This window comes from Pseudomonas taiwanensis DSM 21245 (assembly GCF_000425785.1).
In the GTDB taxonomy this organism is placed as follows: domain Bacteria; phylum Pseudomonadota; class Gammaproteobacteria; order Pseudomonadales; family Pseudomonadaceae; genus Aquipseudomonas; species Aquipseudomonas taiwanensis.
Map to the genome: position 1 here is coordinate 1 of NZ_KE384452.1, position 12,758 is coordinate 12,758.

Annotated in this window: 20 protein-coding genes; 16 read left to right on the top strand and 4 right to left on the bottom strand. The window is 60.5% G+C overall.

Features of this window, described 5'->3' with window-relative positions:
* Positions 1–221, bottom strand: a 221-nt coding sequence (locus H620_RS0123325) for a hypothetical protein (RefSeq protein ID WP_049818854.1), incomplete at its 3' end; no start/stop codon positions are given.
* Between the two features lie 73 nt (positions 222–294).
* Positions 295–474, bottom strand: coding sequence for a hypothetical protein (locus tag H620_RS0123330; RefSeq protein WP_027908123.1), 180 nt, complete (start codon positions 472–474; stop codon positions 295–297).
* Positions 475–1,142: 668 nt separating this feature from the next.
* On the opposite strand from H620_RS0123330, the gene H620_RS0123335 reads away from it, so the two are divergent.
* The 3 genes from H620_RS0123335 to H620_RS0123345 are packed head-to-tail and all read left to right on the top strand — an operon-like array spanning position 1,143 to position 3,072.
* Positions 1,143–1,409: a hypothetical protein gene (locus H620_RS0123335; protein ID WP_027908124.1), complete on the top strand. Its 267-nt coding sequence runs from the start codon at positions 1,143–1,145 to the stop codon at positions 1,407–1,409.
* Entirely contained in the window at positions 1,406–2,131 is a 726-nt protein-coding gene (locus tag H620_RS0123340) for a hypothetical protein (RefSeq protein ID WP_027908125.1), read from the top strand. The genes H620_RS0123335 and H620_RS0123340 overlap by 4 nt, the downstream gene beginning before the upstream one ends.
* A 17-nt stretch (positions 2,132–2,148) precedes the next feature.
* On the top strand, positions 2,149–3,072 hold the full coding sequence (locus H620_RS0123345) for a DNA cytosine methyltransferase (protein ID WP_027908126.1): 924 nt from the start codon (positions 2,149–2,151) through the stop codon (positions 3,070–3,072).
* A gap of 3 nt (positions 3,073–3,075) precedes the next feature.
* On the opposite strand, the gene H620_RS0123350 is transcribed toward H620_RS0123345, so the two are convergent.
* Complete coding sequence (locus tag H620_RS0123350; protein WP_027908127.1) at positions 3,076–3,651, bottom strand: hypothetical protein; 576 nt, start codon at positions 3,649–3,651, stop codon at positions 3,076–3,078.
* 424 nt (positions 3,652–4,075) lie between these two features.
* Between H620_RS0123350 and H620_RS27535 the strand changes: the two genes are divergently transcribed.
* The 12 genes from H620_RS27535 (at position 4,076) to pbpG (ending at position 10,689) form a co-directional block, all read left to right on the top strand.
* Positions 4,076–4,810 (top strand): hypothetical protein, encoded by a 735-nt coding sequence (locus H620_RS27535; protein ID WP_244880979.1) that lies wholly within the window; start codon positions 4,076–4,078, stop codon positions 4,808–4,810.
* A gap of 84 nt (positions 4,811–4,894) precedes the next feature.
* The gene (locus H620_RS27540; RefSeq protein ID WP_244880980.1) at positions 4,895–5,506 is read left to right on the top strand and encodes a hypothetical protein; all 612 of its coding nucleotides are present in this window, start codon (positions 4,895–4,897) and stop codon (positions 5,504–5,506) included.
* The gene (locus H620_RS0123370) at positions 5,497–5,895 is read left to right on the top strand and encodes an HNH endonuclease (protein ID WP_027908129.1); all 399 of its coding nucleotides are present in this window, start codon (positions 5,497–5,499) and stop codon (positions 5,893–5,895) included. The genes H620_RS27540 and H620_RS0123370 overlap by 10 nt, the downstream gene beginning before the upstream one ends.
* Positions 5,870–6,163 carry a hypothetical protein gene (locus tag H620_RS0123375; protein WP_027908130.1) on the top strand — a complete coding sequence of 98 codons (294 nt, stop codon included), beginning with the start codon at positions 5,870–5,872 and terminating at the stop codon, positions 6,161–6,163. The genes H620_RS0123370 and H620_RS0123375 overlap by 26 nt, the downstream gene beginning before the upstream one ends.
* Positions 6,160–6,429, top strand: a complete 270-nt coding sequence (locus H620_RS0123380) for a hypothetical protein (protein WP_027908131.1) — start codon at positions 6,160–6,162, stop codon at positions 6,427–6,429. Before H620_RS0123375 ends, H620_RS0123380 begins: the two co-directional genes overlap by 4 nt.
* Positions 6,426–6,821, top strand: coding sequence for a hypothetical protein (locus H620_RS0123385; protein ID WP_027908132.1), 396 nt, complete (start codon positions 6,426–6,428; stop codon positions 6,819–6,821). The genes H620_RS0123380 and H620_RS0123385 overlap by 4 nt, the downstream gene beginning before the upstream one ends.
* Positions 6,818–7,243, top strand: a complete 426-nt coding sequence (locus tag H620_RS0123390) for a DUF2591 domain-containing protein (protein ID WP_027908133.1) — start codon at positions 6,818–6,820, stop codon at positions 7,241–7,243. The genes H620_RS0123385 and H620_RS0123390 overlap by 4 nt, the downstream gene beginning before the upstream one ends.
* Before the next feature lie 52 nt (positions 7,244–7,295).
* The gene (locus H620_RS0123395) at positions 7,296–7,607 is read left to right on the top strand and encodes a hypothetical protein (protein ID WP_027908134.1); all 312 of its coding nucleotides are present in this window, start codon (positions 7,296–7,298) and stop codon (positions 7,605–7,607) included.
* A gap of 56 nt (positions 7,608–7,663) precedes the next feature.
* On the top strand, positions 7,664–8,215 hold the full coding sequence (locus H620_RS0123400; RefSeq protein ID WP_027908135.1) for a hypothetical protein: 552 nt from the start codon (positions 7,664–7,666) through the stop codon (positions 8,213–8,215).
* Positions 8,216–8,252: 37 nt separating this feature from the next.
* Positions 8,253–8,597: a hypothetical protein gene (locus H620_RS27545; protein WP_244880981.1), complete on the top strand. Its 345-nt coding sequence runs from the start codon at positions 8,253–8,255 to the stop codon at positions 8,595–8,597.
* Complete coding sequence (locus tag H620_RS0123410) at positions 8,498–9,631, top strand: tyrosine-type recombinase/integrase (RefSeq protein WP_342342018.1); 1,134 nt, start codon at positions 8,498–8,500, stop codon at positions 9,629–9,631. Before H620_RS27545 ends, H620_RS0123410 begins: the two co-directional genes overlap by 100 nt.
* A 131-nt stretch (positions 9,632–9,762) precedes the next feature.
* Positions 9,763–10,689 carry a D-alanyl-D-alanine endopeptidase gene (gene pbpG / locus H620_RS0123415; RefSeq protein WP_023381156.1) on the top strand — a complete coding sequence of 309 codons (927 nt, stop codon included), beginning with the start codon at positions 9,763–9,765 and terminating at the stop codon, positions 10,687–10,689.
* A gap of 55 nt (positions 10,690–10,744) precedes the next feature.
* On the opposite strand, the gene H620_RS0123420 is transcribed toward pbpG, so the two are convergent.
* Positions 10,745–11,179: a hypothetical protein gene (locus H620_RS0123420; RefSeq protein ID WP_023381157.1), complete on the bottom strand. Its 435-nt coding sequence runs from the start codon at positions 11,177–11,179 to the stop codon at positions 10,745–10,747.
* 199 nt (positions 11,180–11,378) lie between these two features.
* On the opposite strand from H620_RS0123420, the gene H620_RS0123425 reads away from it, so the two are divergent.
* Positions 11,379–12,707 (top strand): lysine N(6)-hydroxylase/L-ornithine N(5)-oxygenase family protein, encoded by a 1,329-nt coding sequence (locus tag H620_RS0123425; protein ID WP_023381158.1) that lies wholly within the window; start codon positions 11,379–11,381, stop codon positions 12,705–12,707.
* The last annotated feature ends 51 nt before the right edge of the window (positions 12,708–12,758 follow it).

Here is a 12,758-nt window from a genome sequence, read left to right on the forward strand (position 1 = left end):
TCCGGGTTGATCGACAGCGAGATTGTCACCCCACTGCCTTTGGCTTCGAAGTAGTTCTCGTTGAACTTCTTCAGCTTGCCTTCTTTGCCGTTGATGTAAATCGGACCACCCTTGTCGGCGTGCACCTCGATGTTTCCTGGGCACGTGGCGTTCACCAGTGGAATGCCAGCCTGAGCCGCGCCCGACGCAGCCAGCAACGCACAAATCATTAACCGCTTCATCTCGCGCTCCTTGAATGGATTGACCGAGAGCCAAGCAATAGCCCAATTCGGCACTGCCCGCCAGCGCCTTCCCCTATTCAACGACAGGGTCGGCGCCCAGCCCTTCCCGGTAGCGCGCAATCGCAATGATCTGGCGCAGGCCGATGACAATTTCCTTCTTCAGGTGGTCATCCGGCAGACCGATCTTTTTCAGCATTGCCTGGGCTTCTTCCTCGATAGAGGCAAGGGCCTCGGTATCGCTTTTCAGTGTCATGGCGACCTCCACGGGGTCGAGTCAGCCATGAACTGATAGCCCAGCATAACAATGCGCGCCAGCTTTGGTGCCTTCCCCTATTCAACGATAACGCCTCCCCGGCGAGGGCGGCGCCTGTCTGGAGATCACCATGAGCACATTCGCAGTTTTCAGCATGACCCGTGGTAGCGCTTGCCAAGGCCAAGAGGATCACGAGAACCACCCGGTCCAATCAGACTGATCGACGCTGGAGGGCGCCCGATCATCTATGCGAAGACTCGGGCGCCGAAGCTGGATGGGTGAGTCACGTCGAACCTAGTTAGGCTGCTTGGCGCTCAACCGTCAATTCCAGGAAGGGTTCCCAGGAGCATCGACAGGGATACTGCTTTCGCCCGCGCCAAAGGTCCGAGTCCAAGTCACGGAGCCATACCCGCCAGTCAATGCATTGCTTGTGGTGACGTCGTAGGAGTCCACAAGTTGCCCGCCTGGGCGGCGCACGTTCAGCTTCCTCGTGCAACTCTCAGTGGTCACGTTGCGCGCCTCTCTTTCAACCTCAATCTGAAATTCCTCCTTGATGCCTATCAGGACTCTATATGCATTTTCCACGATGCGTTCTCCGGTTCTGGTTGTTTGTGAGTGACAGCGCCTGTACTGACATCAATAAGCCATCATTGTTCCAGGATATCCCTATGCCCAGAGAAAACCGATCCAGCAACACCTACCGGTACACGTTTACAGCGACCTGCCCCGGCGATGGCCAGGTGATCGTCTACAGCTTGGAGATCCGCAGCCTGCAGATGATCCGGGTGGAGCACATCAAGATCGCGACTTCGCTGATCAAACAGGGCTGGCACGAGCAGATCGCCGACCAACTGGCCGAGCGCTTCGGTGGCGACCAAGTGATCAAGGCGGTGCACCAGGGAGTCGAGATCGAAACGGTGAGGCTGAACGGATGATCCATTACCACGGCACGCCAATCGGCGGCACCCGGCAAGATGCAGCTCGGCTCCTGGCCGGCCGGCACGCCTTGGTACCGTTCCCGCGACAGGACGACATGGGCATTGTCGCCGAGGCCTGCCAGTCATTCGTGTTCGACAACGGCGCGTTCACCGTTTGGAAGAAAGGCGGCCAGGTCGATGTCGAGGGGTACACCCGCTGGGTGGATGACTGGCACCGGCACCCCGGATTCGACTGGGCGTTGATCCCAGACGTGATCGACGGGGACGAGGATGCCAACGACCGCCTGCTCGAGCAATGGCCCGGCCACCTCCCAGGCGTTCCGGTTTGGCACATGCACGAGTCGATCGAGCGCCTGCAGCGCTTGGCGCAGTCCTGGCGAATGGTGGCCTTGGGCAGCTCCGGGCAGTGGCGATCGCCTGGCGCCGCAGCGTGGTGGAAGCGCATGGGCTCAGCAATGGATGCCATCTGCGACGACCAGGGCCGGCCACAATGCCGCCTGCACGGCCTGCGCATGCTTGATCCGGCAATCTTCCAGAGCCTGCCCCTGGCCTCAGCGGACAGCACCAACGCGGCGGTAAACGGCGGCAGCATCAGCCGGTTCGGCATGTACACCCCGCCATCGGCCGGACAACGCGCCAGCGTGATCGCCGATCGCATTGAAGCGCACACCAGCTCGCCGACTTGGCAGCGCGAGAGCCAGACCGAACTGGCCCTGTAACCGAACGAGATCACCAAATGACCACAGCAATCGACCTGTTCGCCGGCCTCGGCGGATGGAGCACCGGCGCGCGCGCCGCAGGCGTCCACGTTCTCTGGGCGGCAAACCACTGGCCGGTGGCCGTTGAATGGCACAGCGCCAACCACCCCGAAACGCAGCACGTTTGCCAGGACCTGCACCAGGCACGCTGGGAGCAGGTACCGGCGCACGACATCTTGCTCGCCTCACCCTGCTGTCAGGGCCACGCCAAGGCCCGCGGCAAAAAGTCTGGCAATCCTGAGCACGATGCTTCGCGCTCGACGGCCTGGGCGCCTGTCTCGGCCCTGGAGTTCCATCGACCGCAGGCGGCGGTGATCGAGAACGTTCCGGAGTTCACCGACTGGGTGCTCTACCCGGCCTGGCTGCAGGCAGTGCAGGCGCTGGGGTATCAGGCAGCTCCGCACATTGTCGACTGCGCCGACCTCGGAGTGCCGCAGCACCGCGTGCGCCTCTTCATGGTGCTGACGCGCAGCAAGGCACCGCTGATGCTTCAACTGCCACAGGAACGACATGTGCCGGCAGCGAGCTTCCTCGACTTCGGCGGCGGGCGGTGGTCGCCCATCGAGAAACCAGGCCGGGCCCAGGCAACGCTCGACCGGGTGCGCAACGGCCGCCAGCGCTTCGGCGACCGCTTCATCATGCCCTACTATGGCAAGGGTTCCGGCACCACCGGCCGTGACATCAACCGGCCGATCGGCACCATCACCACTCTGGACCGCTGGGCCCTAGTCGACTGCGACCAGATGCGCATGCTCAGCGCCAGCGAGGCCCTGGCCGCGATGTCGTTCCCGGCAGACACCCTGAGACCGAACAACCATCGGCTGACCATGCACATGGCCGGCAATGCGGTCCCGCCGCTGGCTGGGCAGCGAATAATCGAGGCTGTGCTACGCGCTGCATAACCATCATGTCAAGCGCCTGAATGCAAACATCCCGCCGCCTAGAGATTCCAATGGGTACTTGCCCAACCCAGCTCTCTGGTGAATATTTTCGATGAGCGCACGGACACTCTCCATGCCGGTTTTAGCATTCTCGATGTCGCAGAAGTTCATCCAGTCAGGAAATTGGCGAGCCGACGCCCGATGTGGAGGCTCATCCGATTCAAGGATTTCATCTACTGATACGGACTCGGTTCGCCCATGGGCCAGCGTATTGCGAAAGGCAAGAATCGCCGCCACTTCCGGATAAGCATCGACCAACTTGACTGGTTCGATTTTCAATGCTGAAGACACAGCCTCGTATTTTTCCCAAACGCTTGGTCGGGCCCTTTTGAACGTCAGTTGCAGGTCATGCTCTTCCGGCCCATCAATCAGATGGTTCAAATACGCCTCAACAGTAAAAGCTTGAAGAATGAGGCAGTTCATAACCGCGTAAAACTCACCTTCTTCCTGACTTTCCGCGGCTTCTAAAGCGCGCCTGGCACCTGAAAATAGATACGAAAACGTTTTGGTCGTCTGAGTACCGGTGTAACGCCCCGCCATGACTTCTCTCCAATAATTTCGCGCGAATGCAGCGCATAGGTATCCCCATGCCCACAGAAAACCGATCCAGCAACACCGAGGTGGTCAGACAGGTGCAGCCGTGCCCTTTTTCGCGGGGATAGCTGACTCGCGCTGCTAATTCCAGTAGGCGGTCTGGCTTTCAATAAGCGGAGGGTTGATGTTCATCTTCCGCTGTTCCTCCAACCAGAGCCTATTCAACTCCACGTCTAGACCATTCGGATGTTGAGCCATGGCCGCCAGCGCGTCCCTGGATATGTCGTACCGCCCGCATAGAACGCATTCCAACGACTTACCGCCCTCGCCTCGGTCCCATATCAGTACGAGATAGCAGCCGCAGAGATAGCAGTACATTGCTTGGCCCTCCACACATCCAAAAATTTTAGACGACTGCAGAGGTATCCCCATGCCCACAGAAAACAAAGTTGATTGCCCCGCGCTACACAAGCGCAGCAGCAGCTATCCGTTCGGCGATCGAGTGCCGCGCACAGTCCGGATGCTGAAGACCGTCACCGCCGACCCTATGCCCGGTATCGGGCTCGCCTACATCAAGGGCGATGCGCCAGTTGCGAAAGCAGGTCAAATCTATCCCGTGTGGACGAATAGCCACGGTGCCGTCGCGGCGGTAATGGAAGACGGGACCCGCCTTGGCCTGCGCCCGGCAGAGTTCGAGGTTGAGAGCTGGCACCACCTTGCAGCTGAGCTAGCCCCGCAGCCCCATCCCGAGCCAATAGCCTGGATGGTTGGTACTGCCTTCTGGTGGACCAAAGAAGAGGCAGAGAGGGATGCGGCGGCTACTGGGCTGCCGATTGTTGGACTGGGGCCAATGACCGGGGATGTCGAGGCTGCACGGTTGACCAAGGCCACGGCTTTCGTCCAAAGGCTGGTCGATTGCGCTGGCACCCAGCCGAGCGTAGCCACTGGGTATCTGCGCGACATCCTGAATGAGCTCAAGGGAAACACAACGCCGACAACGCCTGTTGAGCACAATGAGAATGCAGCGTTCGAGAGTTGGGCCCGATCCAGGCTAACCCCGCTGAACTTGAGGTTGGACGAGATCGGCCTGTATCACGACCTCGTTGCCGGTACAGCTCACGACGCTTGGCAGGCCCGCGCGGCGCTTGAGATCAAGGCATCCTGACGAAAGGAGTACAAAAGTACTCCACCCAGCTGTAACCCCTCTCCCCTCTATTCACTGCCGCGATATGGCGGCCAAGGATTTCCTGTGTCCGAAAAAATTGTGTTGGATCTCGACGCGATCGAGGCAGCAGCCAAGGCTGCAACCCCGCAAGACTTCGTCAGCGCCCAAGTCGGTGGTGCAGAAGAAGGCTGGATGGAATGCCCTGGGTGTGGCGGTGAAGGCTCCGTTGAGCTGACCGCCGACTACCTGAACTACGACGGCGTGGCGCTGGGGGTTCAGTTCTACGGGATCGGCGATCCACACGTCCATGCAGAGGCCCACTACCGCGCTGCTCGGCCTGCCGTGGTGCTGGCCATGGTTGAAGAGATCCGCAGCCTGCGCCAGCAACTGGGGCGGCAGGTGGATGCTCCTCAAGGCTACGCCCTGGTGCCGAGAAGCATGCTGCTCAGCAAAGAGGTGATCGGGGTCATCAACTTCCACTGCGGCGACACTGATCAGGAAGAAGGCGGCCAGTTCGGGCAGTACACCGATGGCCGGCTATGGGTCGGCTACGTGCTGGACGACGATGGGAACAAAGTCCACGGGCTGCACATCGCGACCGATGAATACCCGGAGGAAGGAAGCACGACGTTGATCGAATTTCCAGAGCATGGCGCTGATCTGGAGTCCGAGCGGGGTGAGCAACCATGCGCCTGAAGAAAGCCGAACGCGAGCAGGTCCGCTTGAAGTACGGCGGCCGCTGCGCCTACTGCGGCAATAACCTTGGCGAGCGCTGGCACGCCGACCACTTTGAGCCTGTTGTCCGCAACACAGGTGAAGCAGCCAAGACAGTCCCAGCACTGCGGCCAGGTAACCACAACCTGGCCAACATGATGCCGGCCTGTGCGCCCTGCAACCTGAGCAAGCACCGCATGCAGCTGGAGGACTGGCGCCGCTGGCTGGCCGGCCACGTAAACAGCCTCAACCAGTACCACCCCATCTACCGCCTGGCCAAAGCCTACGGCTTGATCGCCGAGACCGGGGCCAAGGTCGTCTTCTACTTCGAAAGGGTGCAGAACGATGCCATCCAAAACCTATCCGCTTGATGTGCGTAGCGTCGGCGAAGACACCTACATCTGCATGAGCAAGGGTCACCACAATCTGGAAGAGTTCATGAAGGCTGCCGTTGCGGATCACCCTGGCTGGTGCCTGGGTGGCCCTGAGCATGTCTGGATCAAGACAACCCCGGGTCACGGCACCTACGACTGCATGTACAACATCGTGCCGCAGGGTACCCGTGGTGCATGGCCGGCGACCTACTGCTGGGAGTTTGGCGAGGACTACAAGCGCTACAACGCCGAGGTGCAGCCATGACCCGCCTCGCCCTCTGCCTCCTGCTGCTGGCCACCGGCGCCAGCGCAACCGAACTGCCGTCAGGCGTCTGGTCCTTCGAGGACAAGCCCCTCGGCGTCGTCTGCTACGTCATGAACTCGCTGGGAAACAACGCCATCAGCTGCGTGAGGGTCTGGCTTCCGCAAGTGGCCGGCAACCAGCGCCAGCTCTCCCCGCACGAAACCCAACCCGAACCTACACCTGCTCTGGCGCCTGGGCGCTGGATTGATGAGAGGTATGAGCTGTGACAAAAGCCACCCGCAAAGATGTGCTCGACGAAATGACCAAGGAAGACTTGGTGGACTGGATCAGGTCGCAGCACTTTTTCATCAAGCCCAAGAAGAGCGATGTTCTGTACCTGCGCTGGCATCGACAATCGGCCGCCGTTATCGATGAAATGGAGAAGGAAAACCGTTCACTTGATCACCTCGACTTCGGCGAGCGTGATCGCCTGGCCAAGCAATTCAACGCGTCAAAAGACCCGAATGAGCGCCTTCGGCTGATCGAGAAGATCGAGCCATATGACAAGGCCATGAGGGACCATCTGAGCCGATCCGAGGCGATTAACCGCAAGCAGAAGCGAGTGGATGCTCTTTACGAGCAGATCGATGTGGAGCGTCGGAAGGAGCAGCGCGCATGACCGACCTGATCGAAGTGAAGACGGCAAACATGGATGGCGAGGCGCTGGGCTGGGCAGTTGGCAAGTCCGAAGGCCTGGACGTGTTCCTGGCCCCGCCGCAATACGGCAACCCCTGGCGAGTGTTCGCCCGGTACCAGGCCACCGCCACCGAGCGAACCAAGCGCTACAACCCGTGGGAAGACTGGGCGCTGGGCGGTCCGCTGATTGATAAGCACCACATTCAAACCAGCTTCAATGGCAGCGGCTTCAGTCGTAGCCCGACCGGCGAGTACTGGTGCGCATATGTGTGCAAGCCAAGCGGTCAGCAGGAGTTCCCAAGCGGCGGCGGACCTAGCGCGCTAACTGCTGCTTGCCGGGCAATAGCGCAGGCCAAGCTCGGCGATACCGTCCAGGTGCCGAAGGAGCTGATGCCATGTTCCTGATACCGATCGCAGCACCGCTGCTCATGGCCTACCTGATCTACAGGGAGCGGCGATGAGCGCAGAAGTCTTCAAATTTCCGCTGAAGGGCCGGGCACGCAACAACCAAGTGATGGCCAACCAAGCCGAGCGCAAAAGGCTGGCCGACTGGTTCCGCGAAATCGCCCAGCACATCGAGGGCAACGAGGTGGAGCGCGAACCGCTGGCAGCCATGATCGTACTCAGCAGTGCAGCAGGTGACGAAGTCCTGCATGCCGGCTACTCAACCGACGCCACCTCGCTCGTACAGGCAGGAAACGCAGCCCGCCAATGGGCTCACCTGACGGTCCAGCGCAAGGCCGGCAACTTCTTCAACCGCCAACGCTAACCCCTCCCCCTACTACTCAAGCCCGCCGACATGCGCGGGCATGGAGAGCTATTGCCATGATCATCGACGACGTGATGACGGACAAAATCACCCTTCACGGACTGGGCTTCGTACAGGTCCAGCTGCAGGGCGAGCAGCGCCTGCACGTTTGGCACCCCGAGCTGCCCCGCCGCAGTTGCTTCGAGCACTCGGCTATCCACGACCACAGGTTCAATTTCGTATCTCGGATCTTGGTCGGCCAACAGATAAATCACTGCTACGACATGCGCCGGCTGGATGACGGTGAATTCGTTCTGTATTTGCATGAAGGTCAGCGCCAGGCCGGCGGCGGGCGCCCTTGGACACCAGATGGCCGCGCCAACATGGTGCACCACTCGACTTGCACGATTGCAGCCGGCGACGTGTACACCACCAGGGCCTACGAGTACCACCGGACCGAGCCAGGCGGTGACGGCCGAGTTGCCACCATCATGCAGAAGCGCGGCGAGTACCCCGCCGGCGCCCACTCAACCTGCCGTTACGGCGTCCAGCCGGACACAGACTTCGATCGCTACCAATGGCCCGCCGCCCGACTCTGGGAAGTCGTGCGCGACGTGCTGCTGGCCTGACCACCAACCTGCCGCCACCGGCGGCGTGGAGACCATCATGCAAGACGAAGAACGCCAGCCGGTGGCCTATGTATCCGACAAGGTCCCGGAGGAGAAAATGGCCGAGCTTGTCGGCACGACCAAGCGGGCCTTGGAAGGCAAGCGAAGCCGCGGAGTGATCCCCGAGGGGGTCTGGAAGAAGATCGACGGCCGGATTTTTTACAGCATCAGGAGATACGAAGCGTGGCTGGAAGGAAGCTGGGGCTACCCACTGGAGTCGAATTCATCGGTAAGTCAATCCGGATCCGTTTTACTTGGAACGGTGAGCGTCGGTCCGAAACTCTCGCGTATCCCCAAACCGCCAAGGGGATCAAAGCGGCAGCCGATCTACGCGCTCAAGTAGTCAGCCTGGCGAAGCACGGTGTTCTGGACGAAAAACGGTATGCCGAGTTGTTTCCTGCTTCGAGCTATACGGCGCCGGCCAACGAACTGATGTTTGGCGAGTATGCCCAAAGCTGGCTGAACAGTCTGGAGGTGGTGCACGACACCCGAGTTAACTACAAAGGTTTGATGAACAACTACTGGATGCCCCATCTGGCGACACTGCCTATCAGGGCGGTCACGCCGATGGTGCTAAGGGAGGTGGTTGCGAAGACCGAGTGGAAAAGCTCGACAGTCAAGCGCGCAGCAATCGCCCGGGTCAAGGCGATGTTTCGAGCAGCTGTGTATGACGAGGTGGTTGACAGGAACCCGGCAGCATCGATCCAGCTGCCGCTGAAGAACAAGAAACAGGTGGACCCTTTCACGGTTGAAGAAGCGGAATCGCTGATTGAATGGATGTACGAGAATTTCTCCCGGTGCAATCAGGTGTTCGCGGCGTTCTATGAGTTCGCCTTTTACACCGGGATGCGAACGGGGGAAATCATGGCACTGCGCTGGGATGAGATCGACTTTGAGAAGAAGACGGCTCACGTCTGCCGGATCGTGGTCGAGAAGAAGGTGGTCGAGCGGACCAAAACCAAATACACCCGCACTGTGATGTTGAATAGCCGGGCCTTGGGCGCGCTAGCCCGGGCCAGGGATATCGCGCACTACCGTTCCAAGCAAAAACGCCGGGTGTCGACCGAGTCGCCGTTCATCTTCCAGCCAGCAGGCTCGTCGCCACACATCACCGTACCCGAGACCGCCGGTAAGCACTTCAACCAGGCGGTTGAAGCGAAGGGCTTCAAGCATCGCCCCCAGTACAACTGCCGGCACACTTATGCCACGATGTGCCTCATGTCAGGGATGAATCCGGCATTCATTGCAGGGCAGCTTGGACACTCGGTGCAGGTCCTTCTTTCGACCTACGCCAAATGGCTGAATTCCGCCAACGACTGGGCCGAACTGGCGAAGCTGGAAGCGAACATAATTGGTACAGAATTGGTACAGGATTAAATTTCGTTCACTTTGCGCCCTTTAGATATAAGGCATTCGACAGCCGTTCAGCCATACTCCAAAATGCAGCGGTTTTTTGGGGGAAAACCCTTGCACAGCCAACGACATACCAACATTTAGTGAGCCTCAACGTGAAAACATCCCTGTCCATCCTCAGCCTGATGCTGTTGCTCACAGGAACCGCGACCCTCCCGTCGACCGCTGCTGCACAACCCCCGGCCCAGGTTCAACGCGACCCTTCCAAGCTGCACCTGGCCTCTGGCAGCGCCCTGCTGATCGACCTGAACACCAACCAGGAACTGTATTCGAGCCACGCCGACCGCGTGGTACCCATTGCCTCGGTGACCAAACTGATGACGGCGATGGTGGTGCTGGATGCCAAGCTGCCCATGGATGAAATGCTCACCATGACCATCGCCAACAACCCGGAAATGAAAGGCGTCTATTCGCGTGTGCGCCTGGGCAGCCAGCTCAACCGCCGCGAAACCTTGCTGATTACCCTGATGTCGTCGGAGAACCGTGCCGCGACCACGTTGGCCAACTACTACCCAGGAGGCTACCCGGCCTTCATCAAGGCCATGAACGCCAAGGCCCGTAGCCTGGGCATGGCGCACACCCGCTACGTCGAGCCAACGGGCCTGTCGACCCAGAACGTCTCGACCGCCCGTGACCTGGCCAAGCTGCTGATGGCTTCACGCAAGTACCCGATGCTGAGCGAGCTGTCGACCACCCGGGAAAAGACCGTGGCGTTCCGCAAGCCCAACTACACGTTGGGCTTTCGCAACACCGACCATCTGGTGAACAAAAGCAACTGGGACATCAAGCTGACCAAGACGGGCTTCACCAACGAGGCCGGCCATTGCCTGGTGCTGTTGACCCGGATGGACAATCGCCCAGTGGCCATGGTGATTCTCGACGCGTTCGGCAAGTACACTCACTTCGCCGATGCCAGCCGCATGCGCCAATGGCTGGAAACTGGCGCGGCCAAGCCGGCACCGGCGGTGGCCATGCAGTACAAGTCCGAGCGCCAGAACAAAGGGCGCGTGGCGGCAGACTGAGTATCGATTGGGCTGACAGCAGCAAGTCAGCCCTTTTCACTGCCAGCAACGCCCCTCAAGCCTGGGTGCTGACGATACCGCCCGCGCTGCTGCCACCGGTTTCCTGAAGCGCTTCGAGCAACTGTGCGGTGGCCCGCAGGATCTCACCATTGATCGTGGTGATGCTGGCCTGCTTGGCACTGGCCTGCGCAAGCTTGGCGCTCTCGTCCATATCCTTGGCCATGATCGCGGCCAGTTGCTTCTGCTGCTCGGCCAATTGCTTCTGCAAGTCCTTGATCATTTGACGCAGTTGCTTGATGGCAGCCGACTCGCCGCTGCCCTCGCCGCCCTGGGCCCCTTGCGCACCCTGCGCCTGGCCATTGCCGGTGATTTTCGACGTGTCGACCTGAGTGGTCGAGCGGTCCTCGGTTGCGGCTGTTTCGCTGCTTTGATTGGCAGCCTGGGCCTGAGCCGAAACGTTGTTGACGGTGACGGCGCTGATTCCGACCATGAGATTTCCCTGCCTTTGAAGTGGGTCCTTGGGTTGGCCTACCTATCGGCCCAGCGGCTCAGAACTTTAGGCCGGCGCGCAAACACCCTACGCCGCCTTAAGTAAATTCCTCCACACGTGGCTCGTTCCAACCCATGTACTCGCGCAGGAGCCGGAGCCCCGGCGGGCGTCCACATTCGACCATTATGGAATCGCAGCCATGAGCCAGTCTTCAAACCCGGAAACAATCAAAGACCTGATAGGCGTGGGCTTCGGCCCGTCCAACCTGGCCCTGGCCATCGCCCTGGAGGAGCTCGCCCAGACCCAGGGTCACGCCCTGGATGCCCTGTTCATCGACAAGCAGAAAGACTATCGCTGGCACGGTGAGACCCTGGCTACCCAGAGCGAGTTGCAGATCTCTTTCCTCAAGGACCTGGTGTCCCTGCGCAACCCCACCAGCCCTTACAGCTTCGTCAACTACCTGCACCAGAAGCAGCGACTGGCCGACTTCATCAACCTCGGCACCTTCTACCCCTGCCGACTGGAGTACAACGACTACTTGCGCTGGGCTGCCGAGCATTTCGCCACTCAGGCGGCCTATGGCGAGGAAGTGCTGCGCATCGAGCCTGAAGTGAATGCCGGTCGAGTCGAACACCTGCGTCTGGTGTCTCGCGATGCACAGGGCCGCGAATACAGTCGCCGCACGCGCGCGGTGGTGGTCGGCAGTGGCGGCACGCCAAAAATCCCGGAGAAATTCGGCGCGTTCAAGGACGATCCCCGGGTCTTCCACCACTCCCAGTACCTGAGCAGTCTGAACCAGCTGCCTTGCACCGAAGGCAAGCCGATGCGCATTGCGGTGATCGGCTCGGGCCAGAGCGCCGCCGAAGCCTTCATCGACCTCAACGACAGCTATCCGTCGGTCAAGGTCGACATGGTGCTGCGCGGTTCGGCACTCAAACCGGCCGATGACAGCCCGTTCGTCAACGAGATCTTCTCGCCGGACTACACCGACCTGGTCTACAACGAACCGGCCGACCAGCGCAGCAAACTCTTGGGCGAATACCACAACACCAACTATTCGGTGGTCGACCTCGATCTGATCGAGCGCATCTACGGCATTCTCTATCGCCAGAAGGTGTCCCACCAGTTCCGCCACAATGTGCTGTGCCGCCGCAATGTGGAAGCCGTGGTGGCCACCCGCGAGGGCATCGAACTGACCCTGCGTGACCTGGCCACCGGCCAGCAGCAGACCCACCGCTACGATGCGGTGATCCTCGCCACTGGCTACGAGCGCCGCTCGCACCGCGACCTGCTGGCACCCTTGGCTGGCTACCTGAACGACTTCAGCGTCGACCGCAACTACCGCGTACTGGCCAGCCCAGACCTGCAAGCCTCCGTCTACCTGCAAGGCTTCTGCGAAAACAGCCACGGCCTGAGCGACACGTTGCTGTCGGTGCTGCCGGCCCGCGCGGCGGAAATCGGCCAGTCGCTGTACCAGGACCTGGCCCGCCAGTACGGCAGGACACACGCGGCTGCCGCCAGCGCCTGAACCTCGCCATAGGCCTTAGCAGCCGGCATGTCGCCTCCGCGCGCACGCCGG

Coding starts and splice junctions, on each gene's coding strand:
- H620_RS0123330 (WP_027908123.1), bottom strand. CDS start 474: ATGACACTGAAAAGCGATACCGAGGCCCTTGCCTCTATCGAGGAAGAA.
- H620_RS0123335 (WP_027908124.1), top strand. CDS start 1,143: ATGCCCAGAGAAAACCGATCCAGCAACACCTACCGGTACACGTTTACA.
- H620_RS0123340 (WP_027908125.1), top strand. CDS start 1,406: ATGATCCATTACCACGGCACGCCAATCGGCGGCACCCGGCAAGATGCA.
- H620_RS0123345 (WP_027908126.1), top strand. CDS start 2,149: ATGACCACAGCAATCGACCTGTTCGCCGGCCTCGGCGGATGGAGCACC.
- H620_RS0123350 (WP_027908127.1), bottom strand. CDS start 3,651: ATGGCGGGGCGTTACACCGGTACTCAGACGACCAAAACGTTTTCGTAT.
- H620_RS27535 (WP_244880979.1), top strand. CDS start 4,076: ATGCCCACAGAAAACAAAGTTGATTGCCCCGCGCTACACAAGCGCAGC.
- H620_RS0123370 (WP_027908129.1), top strand. CDS start 5,497: ATGCGCCTGAAGAAAGCCGAACGCGAGCAGGTCCGCTTGAAGTACGGC.
- H620_RS0123375 (WP_027908130.1), top strand. CDS start 5,870: ATGCCATCCAAAACCTATCCGCTTGATGTGCGTAGCGTCGGCGAAGAC.
- H620_RS0123380 (WP_027908131.1), top strand. CDS start 6,160: ATGACCCGCCTCGCCCTCTGCCTCCTGCTGCTGGCCACCGGCGCCAGC.
- H620_RS0123390 (WP_027908133.1), top strand. CDS start 6,818: ATGACCGACCTGATCGAAGTGAAGACGGCAAACATGGATGGCGAGGCG.
- H620_RS0123395 (WP_027908134.1), top strand. CDS start 7,296: ATGAGCGCAGAAGTCTTCAAATTTCCGCTGAAGGGCCGGGCACGCAAC.
- H620_RS0123400 (WP_027908135.1), top strand. CDS start 7,664: ATGATCATCGACGACGTGATGACGGACAAAATCACCCTTCACGGACTG.
- H620_RS27545 (WP_244880981.1), top strand. CDS start 8,253: ATGCAAGACGAAGAACGCCAGCCGGTGGCCTATGTATCCGACAAGGTC.
- H620_RS0123420 (WP_023381157.1), bottom strand. CDS start 11,179: ATGGTCGGAATCAGCGCCGTCACCGTCAACAACGTTTCGGCTCAGGCC.
- H620_RS0123425 (WP_023381158.1), top strand. CDS start 11,379: ATGAGCCAGTCTTCAAACCCGGAAACAATCAAAGACCTGATAGGCGTG.